Raw genomic sequence first — 23,886 nt, 5'->3', positions numbered from 1 at the left:
CGGCCTATCCTCTGAGACGCCCCCACGCCCCATGGTCCTCCCGATCTACGCCTACGGCCAGCCCGTGCTCCGCCAGCCGGCCGACGCCATCGACGCCGACAGCCCCGAGCTGCAGGCGCTCATCGACGACATGATCGAGACGATGCACGCCGCGAGTGGCGTCGGGCTGGCGGCCCCCCAGATCGGCCGGTCGCTGCGGCTGTTCGTGGCCGACTTGTCGCCCTACGCCGAGGATCTCAAAGAGGACTACGGCGAGGTGCCCGAGTGGGCCCAGTCCCCGCTCGTGTTTATCAACCCCGTGCTCGAGCTCGACGAGACCTCGGACGAGGTGGACGTGGAGGAGGGCTGCCTGTCGATCCCCGACCTCCGCGAGACGGTCTGGCGCCCCGACCGCCTCCACGTCCGCTTTCTCGACCGCCACTTCCAGGAGCAGACGCTCGACGCCGAGGCCACGCTGTCGCGCGTGATCCAGCACGAGGCCGACCACCTCGACGGCGTGCTCTACGTCGACCACCTCTCGCCGCTCCGCCGCCGCCTGCTCAAGCGCCGGCTGGCGGCCATCGCCCGCGGCGACGTCGAGGCCGAGTACCCGCTCCGCTTCGCGGACGCGTAGCGGACCCGTGGCCGGGCCGCGTCGTACGACCGGCCCATCTTCCTCCCGTCCCATGGCCGACCTCTCGACGAAAGACGACCCCCTCCACCTCCGCGACGAGCGCCCCGACTACGTCGAGGACAAGGTCGGCATGGGCAACCGGCCCGACTCCGACGACGACCTCTCCGAAGAGGTCGCGCCCCAGATCAACGCGGGGCCCCAGGACCCCGGCTCGCTCGGCATCGAGAAGCCGACCGTCTCGCTCGACCCCGAGGCCGTCGCCAAGGCCGAGCGCGAGGGGAAGGGGTATCAGTAAGCCGACCGCCGGCCGCCGCGTCCGGCGGGCCCCCCGCTGCCTGTGACCCCCGCCGCCGCCGCCCTCCTGTCCGTCCTCGCGATCTCGCTGGCGTCGCTGGCGGGCGCGCTCACGCTGTCGCTGGGCCGGGCCCGGCTGGAGCGGACGATCTTCCTGCTGGTCGCCTTCGCGGTCGGCGCGATGCTGGGCGGGGCGCTGCTCCACCTGATCCCGGAGAGCTACGCCACGCTCGGCGGCGGGCCCGAGACCGGGCTCCTGGTGCTGGCGGGCGTGCTGGCGTTTTTCGTGCTCGAGAAGTTTCTCCACTGGCGCCATCAGCACGGCGTCCCGGAGGCGCTGGAGGGCGCGAGCGGGCACGTCGGCCACCATCACCACCACCACGGGGTCGACGCGGCGGCGCCGTTCGCGCTCGTCAACCTGGTGGGCAGCGTGGCGCACAAGGTGGTCGACGGGGCGATCGTGGCGGCGGCGTACATGGTCTCGATCCAGACCGGCCTGGTCACCACGCTGGCGGTGATGCTCCACGAGATCCCGGCCGAGATCGGCAACTTCGGCGTCCTCGTCTACGGCGGCTACCCGGTCCGCAAGGCGCTCTTGTACAACTTCGTCGCGGGGCTCGGCGGGCTGATCGGCGCCGGCTTGGTGCTGACGCTCGGCGCGGGCGTCGAGGGGCTGGCCGATGTGCTCTTGCCGGTGACGGCGGGCGCGTTCCTCTACATCGCCGGGAGCGACCTCATCCCCGAGCTCAACCGCCGCCACAGCTACCCGGCCACCAAGGCTGTCGGCCAGCTGGTCATGATCCTCCTCGGCATCGGCGTGATGGCGGTCCCGCTCTTCTGGTAACGATGGGTCGGAGGCGCAGCCTCGGTACCGCTCGTTACCGATCCTCGGCGTGCGACCCATTTCGTGACGACGTCCCCTCTCCCGCTGGGAGAGGCCCGGTGAGGGGGCTTGCGCCCCTGTCACCCGTCACTCCGCTGGCGACAGCCGCCAGCCGGAGGCCCCCTGAACTCCCGCCCCGATGATCGCTCCCTTCCTCGACATTCACCCTACGCTTGGCGCCGACGTGTGGGTGGCCGAGACCGCCGCCGTCGTCGGCGATGTGACGCTGGGCGACGGCGCGAGCATCTGGCACGGGGCCTCGCTACGGGGGGACGTCCATTGGATCGCCGTCGGGGCCGGAACGAACGTCCAGGACAACGCGACGGTCCACGTCTCGCGCGGGACGCACCCGTGCCAGCTCGGCGACTGGGTCACGATCGGCCACAACGCCGTCGTCCACGGGTGCACCGTCCAAGACGGCGTGCTGATTGGGATGGGGGCCATCGTGCTCGACGGCGCCGTGATCGGGGCGGGCAGCCTGGTCGGCGCCGGGGCCCTCGTTACGGGCGGGACGGTCGTCCCGCCCCGCTCGCTCGTCGTCGGCTCGCCCGGGCGCGTCGTCCGGGAGCTGACCGACGACGAGGTCGAGCGGAACCGCGCGAACGCCGTCCACTACGTCCGGCTGGCGGCGATGGTGGACGGCAGACGGCAGCCCGACCCGTCCCCCGAAGGGGGCGGCCGAGCCAATCCGTTCTACGCGCCGCGCTAGCCCTTCCGCGCGAGCTCGCGCATCTCGTCGTGGTCGGTCGACCGGCCGATGACGAGCGTGTACGCCTCGCCGCTCGCGTCGCGGTCACGCGCCGAGGCCATCTTGACGTCCTCGCCGAACATGCGCTTGATGCCCTGGTAGAGGCCCAGCTTGGCGGTCTTGTCGATGCTCCGGAGAACGACGAACTCGCCCGCCTTCAGCCCGCCGACCTCGTCGTAGATGGGGGAGTACTTCGAGTTGCGGCCGCCACGCTGGCGGGAGGTCCGAAGAATGTCGGCCGCCTCTTTTTTGTCGACCACCGAGATGTTGAAGTCGGGAGTGGGAGATTTCTTGGCCATGGAGATGGGTAAGTAGGTTGAGGGGGCGGTGGGAGTTGAAAAGATACAGATCGGAATGCGTTCGCCAGTGTAAGCCGCGGTGAGATCGAACCGTCGGGGGGGAGGTCCGGAACCGCCCGGGGCACTCCTCCAGCGGTTCGGAGGCGGATTTCGCCCTCTGGGAACGGACGCCGGCCGATCGTGCGGGATGGCGCGATCTTTGGGAGCGTTTCCATGAACCCGTCCCCCCCGATCATGACGCCTGCCCGTCTCGGACTGCTCGCCGCCCTCGGTGTCGCGTGCTTGGCATCGTCGGTCTTCCTCGTCAAGACCGCGCCCGCGAAGGTCCCTTCGCTGCTCGACTCGATCTACAACTAGCCGCTGCGTTCTCCGCTGGGAGATCTGTGTCCGCCCCGCTCGCGACCTGGCCGTCGCGGTGGGGCGTCGTACGTTCAGGCGGTGGGTCGGCGGCGTAACCGGGCGGGCGCCGGCCCGTAGCAGGCTCTCGCCCACCACGCTGACATGACGACGATCTACTGGTCCTGCCTGCTCGGAGGCGTCGCGGTGTCCGTGCTCCTCGTCTTCCTCGGCGACGTGCTGGAGGCCGCGATGGACGCGCTCGACGGGGCCCTGGAGGCGCTCGACGTCGGCGGCGCCTTCGACCCGCTCTCCGCCGTCTTCGGCGTGACGCTCTTCGGCGGCGCGGGCCTCTTGCTCGACGCGTACACCGACCTCGGGACGATCCCCGAGGTCACGGTCGCGGCCGTCATCGGGGTCGTCGCGGCCGTCGCGCTCCACATCGTGTACGTCAAGCCGATGAAGGCGAGCGAGAACTCGACCGGCTTCTCGGTCCGCGAGTACTCCGGCAAGACGGGCGAGCTGACGACGGGCGTGCCCGAGAACGGCTTCGGCGAGGTCGTCGTCCGGATGGGCGCCAGCACCACCTTCCAGACCGCCGCTTCGTTTTCCGGCGACCCGATCCCCACGGGGACGCCCGTCGTCGTCGTCGAAGTCGACCGCGAGGGCGTCCTGCGCGTCGCGCCGCTCGACCGCGAGGACCTCATGGTCCCACCCGTGCCGCCCGCCCGCCTGCAGTCCCGCTGAGCCCGCCAGCGCCCGGCGGCCCCACCCCTCGTCTCACCCACTCGACAGACTCATGATCGAACTCCTTGGACTCACCGGCACCATCGCCGTGCTCGTCGCCGTCGCCTTCGTGGCGCTCGTCGTGCTCGTCGCCAGCCGCTACAAGACGGTCTCGCCCGACGAGGCCATGATCATCACCGGCGCCGCGCTCGGGGGCAAGAACGTGCTCACCGACGAGTCGGCGCGGAAGGTCAAGATCGTCCGCGGCGGCGGCGCGTTCATCGTGCCGATCGTCCAGCAGCGCGAGCAGCTCAGCCTGCTCTCCCACAAGCTCGACGTGATGACGCCCGAGGTGTACACGGCCGAGGGCGTGCCCGTGATGACCGACGGCGTCGCCGTCATCAAGGTCGGATCCAGCGTTGAGGACGTGGCGACGGCCGCCGAGCAGTTTCTGGGCAAGCCCGACGAGGAGCTCCGCGCCGAGGCCCGCGAGGTCCTGGAAGGCCACCTGCGCGCGATCCTGGGCACGCTGACCGTCGAGGAGGTCTACCGCAACCGCGACAAGTTCGCCCAGGAGGTCCAGTCGGTCGCCGCGCGCGACCTCAAGAAGATGGGTCTCCAGATCGTGAGCTTCACCATCAAGGACGTCCGCGACAAGAACGGGTACCTCGAGGCGCTGGGCCGCCCGCGCATCGCCGCCATCAAGCGCGACGCCGACATCGCCGAGGCCGAGGCCATGCGCGACGCGCGCGTCAAGAAGGCCGACGCCGACGAGGCCGGCCAGAAGGCCGAGCTGGTCCGCGACACGAACGTGGCCGAGGCCACGCGCGACCGCGAGCTCAAGGTGGCCGCGTTCAAGCTCGACGAGGACACCGCCCGCGCCGCGGCCGACCAGGCCTATGCCATCCAGGAGGCGAGCTCGCAGCGGGCCGTCGTGGAGGAGCAGATGCAGGTCGAGCTCGTCCGCAAGCAGCGCGAGGTGGACCTTGAGAAGCTCGAGATCGAGCGGCGCGAGAAGCAGTACGACTCGGAGGTCAAGAAAAAGGCCGACGCCGACCGCTACGCCGTCGAGCAGGCCGCCGAGGCCGACAAGCTGCGGGCCGTCCGCAAGGCGGAGGCCCGGCAGTTCGAGATCGAGGCCGAGGCCAAGGCCCGCGCCGAGGGCGCCCGCGCCGAGGGCCTGGCGCTCGCCGAGGTCACGCGCGAGCAGGGGCTCGCCGAGGCCGAGGCCAAGGAGAAGCTCGCCGAGGCGTTCGAGAAGTACGGCGAGGCCGCCGTGCTCGACCTGCTGGCCAAGATGATGCCCGAGCTGGCCCGCCAGATCGCCTCGCCGATGGCGTCGATCGATCGCCTGACGGTCGTCGACACGGGCTCGGGCGAAGGCGCCGGGCGCCTGTCCAACACGGTCGCCCAGCTCATGTCGACCACGCCGGAGCTCATCAAGGGCATCGCGGGCGTCGACCTGCAGTCGCTGGCGAGGCGCCTGACCGCGGCCCCCGCCGCGCCGGCGGACCCGGCCGGCGACGGCGCCCCGCCCGCGCTCATCGAGCCCGCCGGCGACGCCGAGTAGTCGACAGCTCAGATGGTTCTCGCCCCGCCGATGGCCGGTTCGTCGGCGGGGCGTTTTTTACCGATGCGCCTCGTTCCCTTTAAGCGATCGTTCGTCGAGCCCTCGGCGCGCCTCAAGCGCGAGCGGCCGACGGCGTGGGCGGAGCGCGACGGCGTCCCGCCAGCCGTCGCGCCGGGCGCTCGCGAGCGAGCCCGCCAGCGGCTTGGGGCCGGTCCTCCTCGGCCGCGTGTGGAGACGTCCCGAGACCGTGTCGGGCTCGCGGTCGTGATCGGGGCGCTGGCGCTCGTCGCCGCGCTGGCGGTCGCGTTCGCCACTGCGTGAGCGTGCCGACGCGCGGACGTGTTTGCGCATCTTGGAGGCCGAGAGTCCGTAGCCGAGTCTCACGGTTCTCCCGCGTCGATGAGTTCGATGAAGCCCCAGATGTCGCAGCCCCGGCGCCACCGCGATCGGCGCGGGGGGCGGGCGACAGCGCAGCTCCGAGAGGCCTTGTCCATGCCGACCGGCGACAGGCAGGGGATGCGGTCCCCGGCCGAGAAGCGCCGGGCCCTCACTCGGTTGCTCGACCGGCGCGCCCGCGTCCTCACTGCCATCCCCTCCCTCGTTGCCGCCGCGCTGCTGACTCTGCTGGCCGTCGTCGGCTGGCGTCTGGCGGTCGATTCAAAGCACCTTGCGCCATATGCCGAGGCCCCCGAGACCTACGAGCTGCTCGCGACAGTGTCTCGCGCGACCTGCGAGGCTGGCAACGGGTGCGCGTTTGGGTGGTCCAATCCCGAGCGCCCGCCCGCTCAGATCCGGGCACTCATGGCGCGCGTCGGGGCGCGAGACGTGCTCCACTCGGCATCGGCCACAACCATCCGGGGGGCGTACGGCGCACGCGCCACGCTCGTCCGGCTATGGCCGCTGGAGTCCCGCGACTCGCCGCCCACTGGGGAACGTGCGCAACTGAGGCCAGTCGGGGCGTGGCGAGATCTCGGGGGAGGCTGGTTCGAGAGTGCCGGTCGCCTCTGAGCCGTCACGGACTGGCTACTCAGCCGGAACGATCTGGCCGTCGGGGCCGACCGTCATGCCGGGGGGTGGCGGGCTCGTCGGGAACGACGAGATGTTGGGTTCGCCGCTCCACCCGTTCGGCACGTAGTGGCTGTGGCTGCCGTGCGAGATGGCGACGTAGCCCTTCGGCGAGATCACGCTCGTGTCGGAGGCCCGGAGCCCGAGCACGTCCATCAGCACGAAACCGACGACGAGCGCGAGCACGGCGAACAGGACGAGGCGGACGATGCGGCGGGTCTCCATCAGGATCGGGGGGCGGGAGGGGAGAGTACGAACGCCGCACCCTACCCCGAGCCATGCCCGCCGTCCGTGTCGTCTTGCTGATGGGCGTCTCCGCCTCTGGAAAGAGCGCGGTCGGCGAAGCGCTGGCGCAAGCCCTCGGCTGGGCCTACCAGGACGCCGACGATTCCCACAGCGACGCGTCGCTGGCGAAGATGGCGAGAGGGGAGGGGCTCACCGACGCCGACCGCGCCCCGTGGCTGGCCCGGCTGGCGGCGCTCGTCGACCGTCGGGCGACGGAGGGGCCGCCGACCGTCCTGGCCTGCTCCGCGCTCAAACAGCGCTACCGCGACACGCTGGGCGCCGGCCGCCCCGACGTGGCGGCGTTCTGGCTCGACGTGCCGACGGCGGAGCTGGCGCGGCGCCTGGGCGACCGGGAGGGCCACGTTGCTGGGCCGGACCTCCTGCCCAGCCAACTCGCCGCCTTCGAGCCGCCCGCCTCGGGTCGCCTCGATGGAACGAGGCCCATCGCCGACCTCGTCGCCGACGTGACGGCCCGCCTGGCCGAGCGCGTCTAGTGGTCCTGGGTCTGGCGTCGGCGCCGCTCGGCGCGGGCGTCGACGGCGGCCTTCTGGCGGTACAGGTCGAGGTAGCTCTCGATCTCGTAGCGGTCGCCGTAGATCTCCTTCATCTTCTCCCACCGTAGCTGGCACGCCAGCCGGAACGCGGTGTCCTCGCCGTAGCGCTTGATGGAGAACGAGGTCCCGCGCGCGACGCCCGGCTCGGGGTTCCAGGAGACCGCGTAGACCTCGTGCCGGACGCCCCGGCGGTCCTGCTTAAACGTCCGCGAGACGCCGACGACGCCCGACGAGTTGTTGCGGTTGCGGCGGATCAGGCGGCGGCGTCGCGGGGCCGCGGGCAACTCGGCCACCTCCTCGACGAGCGTGGCGCGGTACGCCTTGGCCGCCTCGAATGCCTTTTCCCGTCCCCCGCATTTCTTGTCCGAGAACAGCCGCGAGTAGGTTTTGCCGTCGCGGTACACACGGACCTGCCATCCGTGTGTCGAGTCAGAGTCGATGCGGATGACGCCCTTGGCACGAGGCATAACGACGAGTGCGGTCAGTTACTGAGACATGATAGGGCAGGGAGCCTGACCTAGGGCGTTGTTCTGTGGGGGGTTCTCGGGAAGGCCGCGGCCGTTACGGCGGGGCGCAGGCTGTCGGCACCCAGCGCGCCTCCGCGCTCCTGGGCGCCGGAGGGCTAACGTTGCCTAGTGGCGCCGCCCTTTCCAGCCGATCTCGGGACGGAGCGCGAGCACGACCGGCAACGTGACGAGGTAGCCGACCATGAACAGCGTGGTGGCGGCGAGCGGCACGAGCCCCACCCGACCGCCGACGCGCCGCCGGATCACCGCCAGCCCGATCCCGTCGGCCCCCCCCTTGGCCGCCAGCGCCGCGAGCCCGGCCGGCGGCGCCACGACGAGCCCGGCCACCAGCAAAGCGTGAACAGCGAACGCGAGCGCGTACACGACCAGCACCCAGGGGTCGCCCAGGCCGCCCCGCGCCCAGCGGCGGCGCTGCTCGTAGGTCCCCCGAGGGCCGTCGACCGGGAGCGACCACACCACGGCGCGCGGGTCGACGGGGAACCGGACCTCCCAGCCGGCCGCCGCGACGGCCTGGATGAGCGCGAAGTCCTCGGTGACGGAGAACGGGAGGGCAGGGTACCCCCCGGTCGACTCGTACGCGGCCCGGGTGATGCCCATGTCGTTGCCCATCCCGGCCGCCGGCGCGCCCGACTCCGCGACGGCGCTCATCAGGCCGAGCAGCAGCTCCCAGTCGAGCGCCTGCACGCGGTCGAACCAGCGGTCGGGGCGGACGACGACGCGGGCCAGGCCGCACGCGATGCCCGTGTGGCGGTCGGGCTCGCTGAGCTGGCTCGCCAGCGCCCGCGCCCACGTCTCGACCGGCGCGCAGTCGGCGTCGGTGATCAGGATCATCGGGGCGTCCGTCGCCGCGATCGCCACGTGGAGCGCCTGCGCCTTGCCCCTCAGCGGCCCCTCGGGGTCGGGCACGCGGAGGTAGCGGACCGAGGGCTCGGTCGCCGCGACGGCCTGCACGATGGCGGCGGTCCCGTCGCTCGAGTGGTCGTCGGCGACGACGATCGTCAGCCTGTCGGCGGGGTAGTCCTGGGCGAGCACGGCCCGGAGGCACCGCTCGATGGTCGCCTCCTCGTCCCGAGCGGCGATCACGACGACGGCATCCGGGAGCTCGGCGTCGGGAAGGAGAGGCGGGGTCGGCTGGCGCCAGACCTGGACCGCCGCCGCGAGCACAAACACGACGTAGCCCCCGAAGACGAGGGCGAGGGCGACGGTCATGGAGCGGGCAGGGCGGGGAACCGCCAGCCGGCAGCGGCGAGGCGGGGCAGGGCGAGGTCGAGCGCGGCCGTCGCGCGCGGGGTCGGCGGGCCGTCGTGCAGGACGACGATCGAGCCGGGCCGCGCGAGCGTCAGCAGCTCGGTCGCGAGCCGCTTGGGGCTCCGGGAAGGTAGGAAGTCGCCGGGCATCGTGTCCCACAGCACCAGCCGCCGCGTGCGCGACCAGCGGAGCAGGCCCGGCGTCACGCGCCCGTACGGCGGACGGACGTCGCGGACGGGCCCGCCGGTCATCTCCGAGAGCACGCGCTCGGCGCGCGCCAGCCCCGCCGTCACGGCTCGCGGATGCCGCCACGCGCTGCGGTGGGCGTCGCCGTGGTTGCCGACCCGGTGGCCCGCCTCGAGGATCGCGGTCACCTGGTCGGGGTGGGCCTCGGCATTTGGGGCCGAGAGAAAAAACACGGCCCGGGCGTCGTGCCGCGCGAGCGTGTCGAGCCAGCGTGGCGTGCCCTCAGCGTCCGGCCCGTCGTCGACCGTCAGGTACAGCGCCGGGTGGCCCCCGACCCTCTCTGGCCCGTGCACCATCCCGCCGACGATGGGACCCAGCACGCGGGGCGCGAGGGAATCGCGCAAGCGGGTCGCCAGCGTGCCGAGGGCCCGGAGCCCCGTGCTCCCTGCGTCTGGCGTCACTGGTCCAGCTCGCGCCCTTTCCACTCGAAGCCGCCCAGCGGCCCCAGGATGCCGACCATCAGCGAGTGCGGCGAGTGCAAGAGCAGGTGGAGCGGGTACACCCAGAGCAGGCGGAGCCGGCCGAAGCGGCGCGCGGCCGGGGCCATCGCCGCCAGGTCGCCGAGCGCCTTCAGCCCCAGCCCCGCCAGCAAGGCGGGCACGAGCACGGGCCACACCCAGACGGCGAGGTACGCCGCCGTGATCAGAAAGTAGAACGCCCCGATCGTCAGGATCATCCGCTGGAGCGACGGCCGGTAGTTGAGGCTTTTTGAGGCCCACCGCTTGCGCTGGTGGACGAACGCCTTGACCGTGCGCACCGGCTCGGTCGTCACGACGGCGCCCGGGTCGGCGCAGAAGCGGATGTCGAGCGGCGTGGTGTACGCGATTTTCTGCATCAGCAGCTCGTCGTCGCCGCTGGTCACGTGGTCGATCCCCGAGAAGCCGCCCAGCGCTTGAAACGTCTCGCGCCGGTAGCCGACGTTCGCGCCGTTCGCGAGGTGGGGGCGGCCGCACCCGATGGCGCCGGCGCCGCACGCCATGACGCCGAAAAAGTCCATCGCCTGGAGCTTGACGAACAGCCCGTCGGTCGGCCGGACGGTGTAGGCGACCGGCCCGGAGACGAACGCGATCTCGGGGCCCTCGAACTGCGCCGCGAGCGCCCGGGGCCAGCCCGGGGGCACGATGCAGTCGGCGTCGGTCGTCAGGATGAGCTCGCCGCGCGCGTGCGCGACGGCCTTCTCGATCGCGGCCTTCTTGTGGGCCCGGTCCCGGCGGCGGTCCTCGGGGATGTGGATGAGCCGGAGCCGCCCGCCGCCCTCGGCCTCGTCCCAGTCGTCGGGGTGGAGCTCGTCGCCGGCGGGCGCGAGCGCGTGGCGCGCCGTCATCCGCTGGCGGACCACGTCCGCCGTGGCATCGGCGCTGTCGTCGTCGACGACGATGACCTCGAGCTTGCCCGCCGGGTAGTCCGTCGCCAGGATCGAGTCGACGCACGGGCCGATCGTGTCCTCCTCGTCGCGCGCGGCGACGACGACGGTGATGGTGGGGAGCGCGTCCTCCGCGAGCGGCGCCAGGGCGTCGGTGCGGGCGGCCTCCCGGGCGAACCCGCGCGCCCACATCCCAAGCTGCACGGCGTACGCGACGCCGAACGCCAGCAGGAGCGCGGCGAAGACGGTCGGGATCATGCCGACACCTCCGTCCGCGCGATCCGGTCCGCCGAGCGGCGGAGCCGGAGCTGGACCAGGAGCGGCGCGCCGACGATCGCGGGGAGCAGCAGGTTGATCGCGAACAGCGCCAGCGAGGCGTCGAGCGCGGCGGCGGGGGCGACGCCGTAGCTGCCCAGGAAAAACACGGCCGCGCCCTCGCGCACGCCAAGGTCGCCCAACGTCACCTGGGGGATGGCGCTCTTGGCGAAGAAGACCAGCGCCACGCCCGCCCACAGCCCCGCCACGGGTGCCTGCGGCGCGAGCGCGTGCGCGAGCAGCACGAACTGGCCCGAGAACACGACGTAGCGCAGCGCCGACAGCCCGAGCAGCGTCGCGCCCTCCTCTTGGGGGATCTGGCTAAACGCCGCGGCTGCGCGACGGACGGGTGCGAACGGCACGAGCGTCGAGACGACCGTCCGCGCCAGCGACGGGAACAGGATGAGCCCGACCAGCCCGCCCGTCGCCGCCAGCCCGACGGCGAGAACGGCCGACCACAGCGGCGACGGGGCGACCTCCGCGCGGAGGTACGGCCCGAGCGCGACGAGCCCGCCGACCAGGCACGCCGCGAGCGTCGCCATCCGCTCGCCGAACGTGAGCGCGGCCGAGGCGCCCGGCGGGATGTCGCGGAGGTAGACCGCCCGGCCCACGTAGTCGCCGATCCGGCCCGGCGTCAGCAGGCCGAGCGGGTACGAGCCGACGACGGCGCGGAGCACGTCGCGGTGGCGGACGTCCGGCGCCAGCCGCCGCACCAGCCGCCCCCAGCGGTACGCCTCCAGCCCGATGTTGACGGGCACGAGGGCAAGCGCCGCCAGCATCCAGCCCACGTTCGCGTGCGCGAGCGCCGTGGCGACCGCGCGCGGGTCCGCCAGCCACACCAGCGCGCCGACGGCCGCCAGCGCGAGCACGCCCTTGAGGGCGAACAACCAGCGGGGAGCTTGCGGAAGGGGCACGGGCGACCGGGGGGACGCGCCAATCTAGCCTGCCCCGTTCCACGTTCGCGGTTCAACGTTGGCGAAGCTCTGCTGGCGGGCCGACAGTACTGAGGTCTCCTCCACTCAGCGGGGCAGGGCCGTTGAGTGCTGGACGTGCCCCCCCTTACCTGTCATCCTGAGCAGAGCGAAGGATCTCAACGCCAGCGTGTCGAGCCCTCGGAACCGGATGTCTGGCCGGGAGGCCTCGCGCTGAGATCCTTCGCAGTCGCTCAGGATGACAAGTCTGGAGAGGACAGTGCTGGACCTTTCCTTGACCTCCCGCGAGAAGACGGCCGACTCGCTTCAGAGGGCGGGGTAGCCGCAGCCCACTCCCCCTACCGGAACAATGGCCGGGCGTCGCGGAGGTCGTAGGCGATCCGCAGCGTGGCGACCGTCACGCCACCGGGGCCGAGCCCGACGAGCCCGCCGACGACCACGCGCTCCTTGTCGAGGTTCACGATCCCCATGCCCAGCGCCAGCGACGGGCGGAGCGCGGCGCCGGTGTCGTCCAGGAACGAGCCCTCCTCGAACGAGATGCGCGTCGTGAACTGCTCGAACACGTTGTCGTAGGCGTTGCCGAGGTACCCCATCACCAACATGTCGAGCCCGTAGATGCCGAGCACGTCGATGATCGGGGCCCGGACGCCCGCGCCGACCGCGAGCACGTCGCGGCCCGCCAGCCGGTCCTGCCGGAAGGCCGTCGCCACGCGGCTGTCGAGCGTCGGGAGGTAGTAGAACGGGATCGGGTCGTCGACGCCGTCGCCGTCGGCGTCGCCGCTCCGCGTAAGGATGCCGACGCCGCGCAGGATGAACGTCGTCCGGCCCCGGATGGGGAGGTAGCCGATGGCCGAGGCCGAGTACCGCGCCAGCGTCAGCTTCGAGTCGTCGAGCGCCACGAACCGGCGGTGCTCGGCGGTCGCGAACGTCCCACGCCGAGGGTACGAGGGCCAGTCGCGCAAGTCGGTCGCCAGCTCGATCCCGACCGACGCCCCGTAGCGGTCCTGCCCCGCCGCCACGTCGACGGCCTCGCGCGACTTGGCGTCGAGCCCGGCCAGCGAGCCCGTGCCGGCGTCGGGGTTGACGCCCCCGGAGTAGTCGTAGAGCAGGCGGATGCCGGGCTGGACGTAGAGCGCCGTGTTGCCGAGCGGGTACATCCCCAGCCGCGCCTCGGCCTGCGCCGCGTCGTGGAACAGGTTGATCTCGCTCTCCGGGACCGTGTTCGGCCCGAGCCCGAAGTACCGCCGCCGCTCGGTCGTGGAGCCGCCGATGCTGAACAGCCCGTGGAGCGTCGAGTCGTAGGGGTCGTCGGTAAAGAAGGTGACGTTCGCGCCCTGGTAGCGCTGCTGGAGCCGGAGGTCGACCGTCATGTCGGTGCCGGTCCACCCCAGGTTCGTGATCCCGACGCCGCCCCCGATGCCGAAGCCGCGGTTCGAGGAGTACAGCGCCGAGGGCGCGATGCGGGGGCGGAAGCGGATGCCCGGGCTGCGGTCCTCGTCCTCGGTGTAGCCCGGCTCGGGCTGGAGCACGGCCGCCACGTCCGAGGCCTCGTCGAGCGCCTCGACCGCGTCGGCCTCGGTCGGCGTGTCGGTGGTGTCGGCGGGGACCGGCTGTTGGACGAAGAGCGCGAGGGCGAGAAGGACGATCACGGGCCGGGGAGAGGGGGAGGGGCGGAGTGTACGCGCCCGGTATCTTTTCGCTCCACGCCCCCCGCATCCATGACCGTCCTCGTCGTCGGTGGCGGCGGCCGCGAGCACGCGCTCGTCGCCGCCCTCGCCCGGAGCCCGCGCCGCCCCCGCCTGCTGTGCGCGCCCGGCAACCCCGGCACGGCCGACCACGCCGAAAACGTGGCCGTCGCCGCCGACGACCTCGACGGCCTGCTGGCCCTCGTCGCCGCCGAGGCCGTCGGCCTGGTCGTCGTTGGGCCCGAGGTGCCGCTCGTGGCCGGGCTGGCGGACCGGCTCGCCGAGGCCGGCGTGCCTGTCGTCGGGCCGACCAAGGCGGCGGCGCGGCTGGAGGGCTCGAAGGCCTTCGCAAAGGCCGCCATGGAGCGCTGGGGCGTACCCACCGCGCAGTCCCGCACCTTCGGGCTCGGCGCGCTCGACGAGGCGCGGGCGTACGTCGAGAACCACCCGCTCCCGGTCGTCCTCAAGGCGGACGGGCTGGCGGCGGGCAAGGGCGTCGTCGTCGCCGAGACGCGCGCCGATGCGCTCGACGCGCTCGCCGACATGCTCGAGGGCGGCGCCTTCGGGACGGCCGGGGCGACGGTGCTCGTGGAGGCGTTCCTGGCCGGCGAGGAGGCGTCGCTGTTCGTGCTCACCGACGGGACCGACTACGTGCTGCTCCCCGCGGCCCAGGACCACAAGCGCATCGGCGAGGGCGACACGGGCCCCAACACGGGCGGCATGGGCGCCTACGCGCCGGCTCCGGTCGTGACGCCCACCGTCCGGGCCCGCGCCGAGGCCGAGGTGGTCCGGCCCGTGCTCGATGGGATGCGCGCCGAGGGCCACCCCTACCAGGGCATCCTGTACGTCGGCCTGATGATCGACGACGGCGCGCCGTCGGTGGTCGAGTTCAACTGCCGCTTCGGCGACCCCGAAGCGCAGGTCCTGCTCCCCCTGCTGGCGTCCGACCCGCTCGACCTGTTCGAGGCGATCGCGACCGAGCGGCTGGCGGAGGCGACGGTCGACGTCGACGACCGCGCCGCGGCGTGCGTCGTGCTGGCCTCGGCCGGGTACCCGGGGACGTACGAGGCCGGCAAGACGATCTCGGGCCTCGACCGCGCGGACGAGCACGCGACGGTCTACCACGCCGGGACGGCGCGCTCGCCCGAGGGCAACGTCGTCACGGCCGGCGGCCGCGTGCTCGGCATCACCGGCGTGGGCGACACGCTCCAGGCCGCGCTCGACGCCGCCTACGCGGGCGCCGACGAGGTCGCCTTCGAGGGCAAGACGCTACGCCGCGACATCGGCCAGAAAGGGCTGGTGCGATGAGGGCCGGTGCGCTCGCGCTGGCGCTCGTCTTGGGCGCCTGCACCGGCCCGCCCGCGACGCCGGGCCAGCCGTTCCGCGACGCCCGCGCGCTCGCCGTCACGCCCGACGGCACGATCTGGGTGATCGAGGGCGCCGACGGGACCGTGCTCGCGATCCGGGACGGCGCCGTCGTCCAGCGGCTCGGCGGCGTCGGCACCGGGGACGACGCCTTTCTTGACCCCGTCGACCTCGACCCCACGAACGGCCAGGCCATCTACGTCGCCGACCGCGCCGCTGGGCTCGTCGCCCAGTACACCGCCGAGGGGCGGCGCGCCGGTACGCTCGTCGTCCCCGACCTCGACGGCGCGTCCGCCCGCCAGCCCGCCGGCGACTTCGGCCGCGAGGCCCCACGAGGCCAGCCCGTCGCGGTCGCCGCGGCGCCCGACGGTATCGTCTTCGTGATCGACGGTGGGCGCGGCCACGTCCTGCGCCTCAGCAGCGAGGGGACCGTCGAGCGCGTGCTCGGCGCAGGCACGCTCGCAGCCCCCATCGATCTCGCGCTCGCCGACGACGGCACGCTCTGGGTCGCCGACGCCGGGCGCGGCGGCGTCCAGCCCTTCGACGCCTTCGGGTCGCCCGGCGCCTTCGTCGAAGCGGGCGACTTGGGGCGGCTGGTGGGCGTGGCGACCGACCGCGCCGGTCTGCTGATCGTCGGCACCGACGCGGCGGTGCGCACGGTCGGGGGAGAGGTTGTCGCTCGGACAGAGGCGGGCGCCTCCGGCACGCTCCGGGGCGCGGTCGCGTGGCGAGGACAGACGCTGCTCCTCACCGCCACCGCCTTCGACGGGCCCGCCACCAGCGAGATGGGCCTGCTCGCGATCCCGCCGCGCTAGCAGGGGATGGGAGGCGCGGCGCTCGGCAGACCCCCGCTCGGACGCGCACACGCGGCGGACACCGTAGGGGCTGGCGTTGCGCGTCCAAGCTGTCCCCCCTGGCAAGGGGGACAGTCCCCGTGGCGTCGTGCCACACCAGCGGAGCCGCCCCACGGTGGACGCCAGTCTCAAATCCTACCGTCGCGCGGACGGGGGGACTGCCGAGCACCCCGCCCCCGGAGTGCGCCCAGAAGCCCTCGCGATCTGCCAAGGTGTCGACGCGATGCGCCCAGACGACATCGCGGTGCGTCCAGATGCCATCTCGGTACGCCCAGACGCCGTCTCGGTGCGTCCAAACGCGATCTCGATGCTCCTCGACGCCTGCGGCGGGCACCCAGAGCGCCCTTTCGCCGTCCCGTCCCACCCCAGAGTGACCCGCCCCGCGCCCCCGGCGGCGCTAGGTTGCCGCTCCCGCCCCGACGACGTCCCCGAGCACCGCGACCCCGCCACCCCGGCTTCCCCCCCGATGAGGGTCCTGCTCGTCCTCCTGCTCGTCGGCGCCGCCGCGCCCGCCGCCCAGGTCCGCCGCGACACGCTCGCGCTCGGGCCCGGCCAGCGGGCCGCGCTCTTGAGCGCCCGGCCGATCGTCGGGACCGAGACGGTCGCGCTCTTCCGCGACTCCGTGTTCGTCCCGCTCGCGCCGGCCGACTACACGCTCGACGGAACGGGGCGGCTGGAACTGGCGCCGTCCGACACCGTCCGCTACGTGGCCATCGCGTACCGCGCCGCGCCCGTCGTTGGGCCGGTCCGCGCCCAGATCCCGTCGGTCGACTCGCTGCGCGCGCTGTACGCGCCCGACACGACCGGGCGCCGCCGCGCGCCGCCGAGCACGCGCCCGCCGCCCGCCATCCGCACGTCCGGCTCCATCACGCGGGGCGTCGTGGCAGGGTCGAACCGCGACGTGTCGGTCACCTCCGCGCTCCGCCTGTCGCTCGAGGGCGAGGTCGCGCCCGGCGTCGCGCTCCGCGCCGCGCTCACCGACGAGGACACGCCAATCCTGCCCGAGGGGACGACGCGCCAGCTGTCCGACCTCGACCGCGTCTACGTCGAGGTCGACGGGCCGGGCGTCCGCGCGCGCCTGGGGGATGTCGACCTCGCGCTCCCCGGGACCGCCTTCGCGCCGCTCTCGCGCCAGGTGCAGGGGGCCGTCGTCGAGACCCGGATCCCGGCGGCCGGGGTCGTGCGTGGGGGGCGCGTGCTCGGCTCCGCGAGCGCCACGCGCGGCCGGTTCCGGAGCCAGGACCTCGCGCCCGCCGAGGGCGTGCAGGGCCCGTACCGGCTGGAGGGCGAGGCCGGGGAGGCATTCGTGATCGTCGTGCCCGGCAGCGAACGCGTGTTTTTGGACGGCCGCCTGCTGGCGAGGGGCGCCAGCGCCGACTACACCATCGACTACGGGACGGGCGAGGTCACCTTTACTCCGGCCCACCTGATCACCGCCGAGCGCCGGATCACCGTCGACTTCGAGTACTCCTCGGGCGGGTTTACCCAAACGCTTGTGGCCTCGGGCGTGGACCTAGAGTTGGGGAGGGGAGACCAGGCGCGCGGCTCGGTCGGCGTCCGGGTCTACCGCGAGGCCGACGCGATCGGCAGCGCGACGGACCTGGGCCTGGGCGACGCCGAGCTCGACCTGATCCGCGCCGCGGGCGACGCGCCCGTGCTCGTCCCCGGCGAGCAGCCCGTCCCGTTCGACGCCGAGAGCCCGTTCGTGCTCTACACCCGGCGCGACACGACCGAGGTCGGGCAGCCCGTCACCATCTTCGTCCCCGCCCGCCCCGGCGACGCCGAGGTCTTCCGCGTCCGATTCACCCGTGTCGGGGCCGGGCAGGGCGACTACCGCCGGGGCGGCGCCGCGCTCAACGGCATCCTGTACGAGTACGTCGGGCCCGGCCGGGGCGACTTCGTGCCCTTCCGGATCCTGCCGCGCCCCGCCAGCCGCACGCTCGTCGACGCGCGCGGTGCGGTCACGCTTGTCCCCGGCGTGCAGGCCTTCGGCGAGCTCGCGCGGTCCGTCGACGACGGCAACACGCTGTCCGACGTGGGCGACGGCGACGACGGCGCGGGCGCCTTCGAGACCGGGCTCCGTCTCGCGGCCGTCCCCCTCGGGGGCGGCGCGCTCACCGGCCAGCTCGCCCTGCGCCAGCGCGCCGACGACTTCCGTCCGCTCGACCGCGTTCGCGGCGTCGACTTCAACCGCCGCTGGAACCTCGCGCGCGGCGGGACGCCCTTCGGCAGCGCCCTCGACACGCTCGGCGAGTCGACGACGGAGGGCGTGCTGGCGTGGGCTCGCGAGGGCGTGACCGCCGAGGCGCAAGCGGGCCGGCTGGTGCTCGCGGACCTGACCTCGTCGCGCGCCGCCCTTGCGGCGACGATCGGCGACGAGCGGCGGTCGCTGGTGCTCGAAGGGGCGGCGACGGCGACCTCGGGCGACGGGCCCATCGCGAGCCAGATCGGGACGGGTGCGTTTCGCCGTGCCCAGACCGTCGGCGCGGTCACGCTCGGGGCCTTCCGCCCCAGCCTGGGATTCGAGCACGAGCGCCGGAGCCAGTCCGGCGTCTTCCCTCAGGACTCGCTGCTCTCGGCGTCGTATTCCTTTCTGGCCATCCGGCCGGGCTTGGGGGTCGCCTCCGGCGGGTCGGACGCGCAGGCCTTCGTCGAGCTGCGTCGCGAGTCGGAGCCCCTCGCCCTCGACGGCGGGGAGAGCTTCGCGGACGCCGCAACGGCGCTGACGGTCGAGGCCTCGGGCCGGGCCGTCGGTGGCACGTTCCAGACCGAGGGGCGCCTCGGCTACCGCCGCAAGCGCTACACCGACGCCTTCCGTGAGCAGGGGCGCTCGGACGCCGAGTCGGTCGCCTTGCGACTCGCCTCGCGCGGCTCCGTCGCCAGAGGCGCCCTCGATGGCCGGGTCGTCTACGACGCGCTGACGGAGCGTGCGCCGATCCTGCAGGAGACGTTCGTGCGCGTCGGGCAGGACCTGGGCGAGTACGTCTGGCGAGACGGCGAGGGGGAGCCCCGTGCGGGAGAGCCGGATGGCGTCGCCCAGCTCGACGAGTTCTTCCCCGAGACCACGCCGCTCGAAGGCACCTACCTCCGCACGTTCGTCCCCGGCACCGACCTCGTCCCGACCGTCGGCGTGGGCCTGGGACTCCGCATGGACGCCCGCCCCGGCCGCCTCACGACGGGCGACGGCCCGCTCGCGAGCGTCTTCCGCGCCGTGGCCTTGCGGACCGTCGTCGACGTGCGCGAGACGACGCGCGAGCGCGACGTGCTCCGCGTCCTCCTGCTCGACCCCGCCGTCCTGCAGCAGCCCGACCTCGACGCGGGGACGGTCGACGGCCGGTTCCGCGTCGATCAGGACGTGATTTTGTTTCCGGACCTCGCCGACCGGGGTGGGCGGCTCGCCCTCTCCCACGCTCAGTCGACGGCCCGCCTCGCAGCCGGGCTGGAGCGCCGCCTCGTTCAGACCGCCCGCGCCGAGGCGTTCGCCCCCCTCGCGCCGACGCTCGACGCTCGGCTCGCGGCCGTCGCCAGCCGCCGCCGCACGCTGAGCGAGGCGTTCGCCAGCCGAACGTTCGACATCGGGAGCGTTGGCGCCGAGGGCTCGGTTCGGTGGGCGCCGTCGCCGCGCGTCGAGGTGTCCGTCGCGCCCACGCTGTCGACCCGGACGGACGCGCTCGCGGGGCCGGGCCGCCCGACGGGCGCGTTCGTCGCCCGCGTCCCCTTGGAAGCCCGGTGGACGCGGTCGGGCCGGTTTACGGCCGCCGCGCGCGTCGAGGGGTCGAGCGTGTCGCTGCGCGGGGCCGAGGGCGGCGGGCTGTCGCTGTTCGAGCTCACCGACGGCCGCGGCCCCGGCCTCTCGGCCATCTGGGGCGTCGACGCGCAAATCGGCCTCACCGAGCGCGTGCGCGGCTCGCTCGTCTACGACGGCCGGGCGCCGGCCGGGAGCCGCGTCATCCAGACGGTCCGAGTCCAACTCTCGGCCGCCCTGTAGGCCCGCTCAGGACGACAGGCGGAGACGCCCGCCCGCCGGCACGGCGCGGCGGTCTCAGCAAGCGCTCCACCGACCGGTAACACTGTCGTAACAGGCACCGGCCATCTTCGCCGGCGGATGTCCGATTCCCACCCCGCGCCGCGGGCGGACCACTACCCCTCTTCTCCCGTGACTCTGCAACGAGCCTGGGTCCTGTGCGTGACGGCACTGGCCCTCTCGGCGACCTCCGCCTCTGCCCAGCCCACCGTCGACTGGAGCGGCCTGGCCTACGTCGACTACCGCTACCTGCTGGCCTCGGCCGACGCCGCCGCCGTCGGCGACAACTCGTTCGACTACCGCCGCATCTACCTCACCGCCGACGTGGCCCTCGACGACGCCTTCGACGCCCGCGTCCGGTTGGAAGCCACGACGCGCTCGACGACCGCGCAGGGCCGCCCGTCGCCGTTCGTGAAGGACGCCTGGGTCCGCTGGCGGTATGCCCCGGACGGCCACCGCGCCACGCTGGGCGTCCAGCCGCCGCCCGTCTTCGAGGTCGCCGAGACGGTCTGGGGCTACCGGAGCCTGGCCCAAACCCTGACCGACCGGACGCGCCTGCGCGAGTCCCGCGACTTCGGCCTGCGCGCCGACGGCCCGCTGGGCGGGTCCGGGCTGCGCTACTCGGCGATGGTCGCGAACGGGAACGGCGTCCAGCGCGAAGACGCCGGGGCCAACGGGAAGCGGGTCTACGGCCAGCTCGCGTACCTCCCCGACGGCTCCCCGCTCCGCGCCACGCTCGGCGCCGACTACACCGAGTCCGACCCCGACGACGGGACGCGGCAGGCCAGCACGCGCGCCTCGGCGTTTGTCGGCGCCGTCACCGAGCGCGCCCGGGGCGGCGTCGAGGTGGCCTACGTGGTCGAGGACCCCGAGGCGGCCGGGCTCGACACCGAGACCGGCGTCGGGGTCAGCGTGTTCGGGGCCGTCGCGCTCGCGCCCCGCACCCGGCTCGTCGCCCGCTACGACTTTGCCGAGGCCGCCGTCGCGCGGTCGGGGGTCGGCGAGCACTACGTTCTGGTGGCGCTCGCCCAGCGGCTCGCGCCGTCCGTCCAGCTCATGCCCAACGTCATCGTCGAGCGCCCCGAGGGCGGCGACGCCGAGGTGTTGGGCCGCGTCACCGTCGACATCCGCTTCTAACCCCCGCACCGATGAACTTCTTCAGCTTCCTCACGGGCTCGCGCCCGCCCCTCGTCGACCGCGCCCTCGAAGACCTCGGGGCCATGCTCGACACGGCCGACACCATGTTCGCCGCGGCCACCAACTGCCTGCTCGACAACGAGTCCCTCCACGTCGACCTCTCGGCCATGGACGAGACGATCAACGCGGGCGAGACCTCCGTTCGCCGGGCCGTCCTCGAGCACATGGTCTCCGACCCCAAGGTCGAGACCTCGTTCAGCCTGCTGCTCGTCTCGATCGTGCAGGACGCCGAGCGCTGCGGCGACCTCGCCAAGAACATCGCCAAGATCTCCGACCTCGCCGCGGCCCCCCGCATGGGGCGCCACGTCGACGCGCTCCGGCCGATCCGCGACCGCGTCCAGGCCACGTTCCCCCGCGTCCGCCGCTCGTTCGTCGTCGGCGACGCCGGCGTCGGCCGCGCCATCATGGAGGAGCACGACCAGACCAAAAAGGACGTCGCTGCCTTCCTCCAGGAGATCGCGAGCGCCGACGACGTGACCTCGAACGAGGCCGTCGTCCTGGCGGTCGGCGCCCGGATGATCGGGCGGACCTCGTCGCACTTGTCCAACATCGTCTCGGCCGTCGCCCTGCCGTTCGACCAGGTCCGCAACTCGCCCTCCTGGGGCTGAGCCGGTGCCCCGGGCCCTGAAGCCCTCGGACTCCCGACTCACCGACTCACCCACTCCCCATGCCCACATCTGACGACGCCCGCCCGGGCGCCCGGCCCGACCGCGACGAGCACCTCGACGCGCTGACCGGCCTCCCACCCATCGACCGCGACGACCTCGACGGCGACCCGGCCACGCCCGCCAAGCAGCCCCTGTGGGTCCGGCTGGTCCTGCTGGTCGCCATCATGAGCCTGTTCGTGCTCGCGCTCGAGCTCATGGGCGACGGCATCAAGGGGCTCGGCAAGGGCTCCTTCGACCTGGAAGGCCTGCTCGCCGACGCCACCGCCAGCCCGCTTCTCGGCCTCATCTTGGGCATCCTGGCCACCAGCCTGGTCCAGTCCTCCTCGACCACGACCTCGATCGTCGTCGGCCTCGTGGCGACCGGCACGCTCGGGGTGGCGAACGCGATCCCGGTCATCATGGGCGCCAACATCGGCACGACGGTGACCAACACGATCGTCTCGATGGGCCACATCACACGGCCCGACGAGTTCCGCCGCGCCATGGCCGGGGCGACCGTCCACGATTTTTTTAACTGGATCGCCGTCGCCATCCTGCTGCCCCTCGAGCTGTTCTTCGGCGTCATCTCGAAGCCGGCGATCGCCCTCGCGAACGCCATCCCGGGCGTCGACTCCGGCGGGATGGGCAAGACGCCCTTCGACCAGTTCGCCAAGTGGATCGGCGAGACGGTCCTGGCGGAGAACGCCTGGGTGACGGCGCTCGTCGGCATCGTCCTGCTGTTCACGGCGCTCCGCTACCTCGTGGTCGTGCTGAAGTCGCTCGTGCTCGGGCGGTCGGAGGGCGCGCTCGACAAGTACGTCTTCGGCAACCCGATGATGGCGATGCTCTTCGGGATGGTGCTCACGTTCCTGGTCCAGTCGTCGTCCGTCACGACGAGCCTGGTGATCCCGCTCGTCGGCGCCGGCGTGCTGAGCGTGCGCAAGGTCTTCCCGTACATGCTGGGCTCCAACGTCGGCACGACGGCGACGGGCCTGTTCGCGGCGGCCGTGGCCATCTCGGGCGGCGAGGAGGCCGCGCTCGCGGGCCTCACGATCGCGCTGTGCCACACGCTGTTCAATGTGTTCGGCATCCTGATCGTCTACCCGATCCCGTTCATCCGCGAGATCCCGATCCGGATGGCCGAGTTCGTCGGCGAGCTGGCGTTCAAGAACCGGCTCTACGCCATCGCCTACATCCTGGGCCTGTTCTACCTGCTCCCGCTCGCGCTGGAGTTCATCCTCTAGGCGACCGGCCCCCGGCCATCCGGGATCGGGGCGGCCCCCGGCTCCACCCGCCCCGCTGACGCGAGCCGTCGGCGGGGCGGCCTGCGTTCGGACCTGTCCCCGACGGCCGATCGCCGAGCCCCGATCGCTTAGAAGTTCGGCGCGATGCCGGCCTCGGCGCAGAACCGGTCGATCACGTCGACCGCCTCAACGGGGTCGTCCGTCAGGACAAAGAGGTCGGGGTCCTCGGGCGAGATGTAGCCGCCGTCCAGCAGCGTCTCTTGAATCCAGGTGATGAGCCCGGCCCAGTACGCCGTCCCCATCAGGACGACCGGGAAGCGGGCCGTCTTCTTGGTCTGGATCAGCGTCAGGCTCTCGAACAGCTCATCCATCGTCCCGAACCCGCCCGGCAGCACGATGTAGCCCTGGGCGTACTTGACGAACATCGTCTTGCGGACGAAGAAGAACTCGAAGGTCAGGTTGTGCGGCGCGTCGACGTAGGGGTTGACGTGCTGCTCGTGGGGGAGCGCGATGTTGAGCCCGACCGAGACCCCGCCCGCGCGGTGGGCCCCCTCGTTCGCCGCCTGCATGATGCCCGGCCCGCCGCCGGTGATGACGGCGTACCCCCGGTCGGCGAGCTCCTTCCCGACGGCGATGCCGAGCGCGTAGTACTCGTGGTCCTGGGGCGTCCGGGCCGAGCCGAAGACCGACACGCTCGGGCCCACCGAGCCCAGCCGCTCGAACCCCTCGACGAACTCGCTCATCACCCGGAAGATGCGCCACGTGTCCTTGATGCGCTCGTTCTGCCACCGCGCCATCTCGAGGGGCGACATCTGGCGGTCGGCCTCGAAGGGCGTCTCGGTGCGGGTGGTCTCGGGCATGGCGGC

The 23,886-nt window shown here is 72.9% G+C and carries 24 protein-coding genes; 15 read left to right on the top strand and 9 right to left on the bottom strand.

Going from position 1 to position 23,886, the window contains the following annotated elements; genetic code table 11:
- Positions 1-31 precede the first annotated feature (31 nt).
- From def to ACLIRP_RS10560, 4 genes are all read left to right on the top strand, one after another.
- Positions 32-613, top strand: coding sequence for a peptide deformylase (def, locus tag ACLIRP_RS10575; protein WP_412060416.1), 582 nt, complete (start codon positions 32-34; stop codon positions 611-613).
- A 52-nt stretch (positions 614-665) separates the two neighbouring features.
- On the top strand, positions 666-908 hold the full coding sequence (locus tag ACLIRP_RS10570) for a hypothetical protein (protein ID WP_412060415.1): 243 nt from the start codon (positions 666-668) through the stop codon (positions 906-908).
- Between the two features lie 42 nt (positions 909-950).
- Complete coding sequence (locus ACLIRP_RS10565) at positions 951-1,751, top strand: ZIP family metal transporter (protein ID WP_412060414.1); 801 nt, start codon at positions 951-953, stop codon at positions 1,749-1,751.
- A 178-nt stretch (positions 1,752-1,929) separates the two neighbouring features.
- Positions 1,930-2,499 carry a gamma carbonic anhydrase family protein gene (locus ACLIRP_RS10560; RefSeq protein WP_412060413.1) on the top strand — a complete coding sequence of 190 codons (570 nt, stop codon included), beginning with the start codon at positions 1,930-1,932 and terminating at the stop codon, positions 2,497-2,499.
- On the opposite strand, the gene ACLIRP_RS10555 is transcribed toward ACLIRP_RS10560, so the two are convergent.
- On the bottom strand, positions 2,496-2,837 hold the full coding sequence (locus tag ACLIRP_RS10555; protein WP_412060412.1) for a hypothetical protein: 342 nt from the start codon (positions 2,835-2,837) through the stop codon (positions 2,496-2,498). The genes ACLIRP_RS10560 and ACLIRP_RS10555 overlap by 4 nt on opposite strands.
- A 213-nt stretch (positions 2,838-3,050) precedes the next feature.
- Between ACLIRP_RS10555 and ACLIRP_RS10550 the strand changes: the two genes are divergently transcribed.
- The 4 genes from ACLIRP_RS10550 to ACLIRP_RS10535 all read left to right on the top strand — a co-directional run bounded on the left by ACLIRP_RS10550 (position 3,051) and on the right by ACLIRP_RS10535 (position 5,790).
- Positions 3,051-3,194, top strand: a complete 144-nt coding sequence (locus ACLIRP_RS10550; RefSeq protein WP_412060411.1) for a hypothetical protein — start codon at positions 3,051-3,053, stop codon at positions 3,192-3,194.
- 144 nt (positions 3,195-3,338) lie between these two features.
- Positions 3,339-3,920, top strand: coding sequence for a protease (locus ACLIRP_RS10545; RefSeq protein WP_412060410.1), 582 nt, complete (start codon positions 3,339-3,341; stop codon positions 3,918-3,920).
- A gap of 52 nt (positions 3,921-3,972) precedes the next feature.
- On the top strand, positions 3,973-5,469 hold the full coding sequence (locus ACLIRP_RS10540) for a flotillin family protein (protein ID WP_412060409.1): 1,497 nt from the start codon (positions 3,973-3,975) through the stop codon (positions 5,467-5,469).
- Between the two features lie 63 nt (positions 5,470-5,532).
- On the top strand, positions 5,533-5,790 hold the full coding sequence (locus ACLIRP_RS10535) for a hypothetical protein (RefSeq protein ID WP_412060408.1): 258 nt from the start codon (positions 5,533-5,535) through the stop codon (positions 5,788-5,790).
- Positions 5,791-6,492: 702 nt separating this feature from the next.
- On the opposite strand, the gene ACLIRP_RS10530 is transcribed toward ACLIRP_RS10535, so the two are convergent.
- Positions 6,493-6,759 carry a hypothetical protein gene (locus tag ACLIRP_RS10530; protein WP_412060407.1) on the bottom strand — a complete coding sequence of 89 codons (267 nt, stop codon included), beginning with the start codon at positions 6,757-6,759 and terminating at the stop codon, positions 6,493-6,495.
- 53 nt (positions 6,760-6,812) lie between these two features.
- Here ACLIRP_RS10530 and ACLIRP_RS10525 point away from each other — a divergent pair, with 53 nt between their 5' ends.
- Positions 6,813-7,313, top strand: a complete 501-nt coding sequence (locus ACLIRP_RS10525) for a gluconokinase (RefSeq protein ID WP_412060406.1) — start codon at positions 6,813-6,815, stop codon at positions 7,311-7,313.
- On the opposite strand, the gene ACLIRP_RS10520 is transcribed toward ACLIRP_RS10525, so the two are convergent.
- From ACLIRP_RS10520 to ACLIRP_RS10495, 6 genes are all read right to left on the bottom strand, one after another.
- Positions 7,310-7,840: an AP2 domain-containing protein gene (locus ACLIRP_RS10520; protein WP_412060405.1), complete on the bottom strand. Its 531-nt coding sequence runs from the start codon at positions 7,838-7,840 to the stop codon at positions 7,310-7,312. The two genes, ACLIRP_RS10525 and ACLIRP_RS10520, sit on opposite strands and share 4 nt — an antisense overlap.
- Before the next feature lie 165 nt (positions 7,841-8,005).
- On the bottom strand, positions 8,006-9,109 hold the full coding sequence (locus ACLIRP_RS10515; RefSeq protein ID WP_412060404.1) for a glycosyltransferase: 1,104 nt from the start codon (positions 9,107-9,109) through the stop codon (positions 8,006-8,008).
- Positions 9,106-9,795: a polysaccharide deacetylase family protein gene (locus ACLIRP_RS10510; RefSeq protein ID WP_412060403.1), complete on the bottom strand. Its 690-nt coding sequence runs from the start codon at positions 9,793-9,795 to the stop codon at positions 9,106-9,108. The genes ACLIRP_RS10515 and ACLIRP_RS10510 overlap by 4 nt, the downstream gene beginning before the upstream one ends.
- On the bottom strand, positions 9,792-11,015 hold the full coding sequence (locus ACLIRP_RS10505; protein WP_412060402.1) for a glycosyltransferase: 1,224 nt from the start codon (positions 11,013-11,015) through the stop codon (positions 9,792-9,794). Before ACLIRP_RS10505 ends, ACLIRP_RS10510 begins: the two co-directional genes overlap by 4 nt.
- The gene (locus ACLIRP_RS10500) at positions 11,012-11,986 is read right to left on the bottom strand and encodes a lysylphosphatidylglycerol synthase transmembrane domain-containing protein (protein WP_412060401.1); all 975 of its coding nucleotides are present in this window, start codon (positions 11,984-11,986) and stop codon (positions 11,012-11,014) included. Before ACLIRP_RS10500 ends, ACLIRP_RS10505 begins: the two co-directional genes overlap by 4 nt.
- 356 nt (positions 11,987-12,342) lie before the next feature.
- Entirely contained in the window at positions 12,343-13,653 is a 1,311-nt protein-coding gene (locus tag ACLIRP_RS10495) for a hypothetical protein (RefSeq protein WP_412060400.1), read from the bottom strand.
- Positions 13,654-13,722: 69 nt separating this feature from the next.
- On the opposite strand from ACLIRP_RS10495, the gene purD reads away from it, so the two are divergent.
- The 6 genes from purD (at position 13,723) to ACLIRP_RS10465 (ending at position 23,020) form a co-directional block, all read left to right on the top strand.
- Entirely contained in the window at positions 13,723-14,997 is a 1,275-nt protein-coding gene (gene purD / locus ACLIRP_RS10490; RefSeq protein ID WP_412060399.1) for a phosphoribosylamine--glycine ligase, read from the top strand.
- Positions 14,994-15,869 carry a hypothetical protein gene (locus tag ACLIRP_RS10485; protein ID WP_412060398.1) on the top strand — a complete coding sequence of 292 codons (876 nt, stop codon included), beginning with the start codon at positions 14,994-14,996 and terminating at the stop codon, positions 15,867-15,869. Before purD ends, ACLIRP_RS10485 begins: the two co-directional genes overlap by 4 nt.
- A gap of 505 nt (positions 15,870-16,374) precedes the next feature.
- Positions 16,375-19,896 carry a hypothetical protein gene (locus tag ACLIRP_RS10480; protein ID WP_412060397.1) on the top strand — a complete coding sequence of 1,174 codons (3,522 nt, stop codon included), beginning with the start codon at positions 16,375-16,377 and terminating at the stop codon, positions 19,894-19,896.
- A gap of 168 nt (positions 19,897-20,064) precedes the next feature.
- Positions 20,065-21,069 carry a porin gene (locus ACLIRP_RS10475; RefSeq protein WP_412060396.1) on the top strand — a complete coding sequence of 335 codons (1,005 nt, stop codon included), beginning with the start codon at positions 20,065-20,067 and terminating at the stop codon, positions 21,067-21,069.
- A gap of 11 nt (positions 21,070-21,080) precedes the next feature.
- Positions 21,081-21,737, top strand: coding sequence for a PhoU domain-containing protein (locus ACLIRP_RS10470; RefSeq protein ID WP_412060395.1), 657 nt, complete (start codon positions 21,081-21,083; stop codon positions 21,735-21,737).
- A gap of 59 nt (positions 21,738-21,796) precedes the next feature.
- Positions 21,797-23,020, top strand: a complete 1,224-nt coding sequence (locus ACLIRP_RS10465; RefSeq protein WP_412060394.1) for a Na/Pi symporter — start codon at positions 21,797-21,799, stop codon at positions 23,018-23,020.
- Between the two features lie 128 nt (positions 23,021-23,148).
- Here the strand turns inward: ACLIRP_RS10465 and ACLIRP_RS10460 are convergent, their stop codons facing one another.
- Entirely contained in the window at positions 23,149-23,832 is a 684-nt protein-coding gene (locus ACLIRP_RS10460) for a TIGR00730 family Rossman fold protein (protein WP_412063705.1), read from the bottom strand.
- Positions 23,833-23,886 lie beyond the last annotated feature (54 nt).

The sequence above is a fragment of the Rubrivirga halophila genome (assembly GCF_046845755.1).
Taxonomy (GTDB): Bacteria; Bacteroidota; Rhodothermia; order Rhodothermales; family Rubricoccaceae; genus Rubrivirga.
The sequence above is the reverse complement of the archived record's forward strand: the minus strand, read 5'-3'. Positions and strand labels throughout refer to the sequence as shown.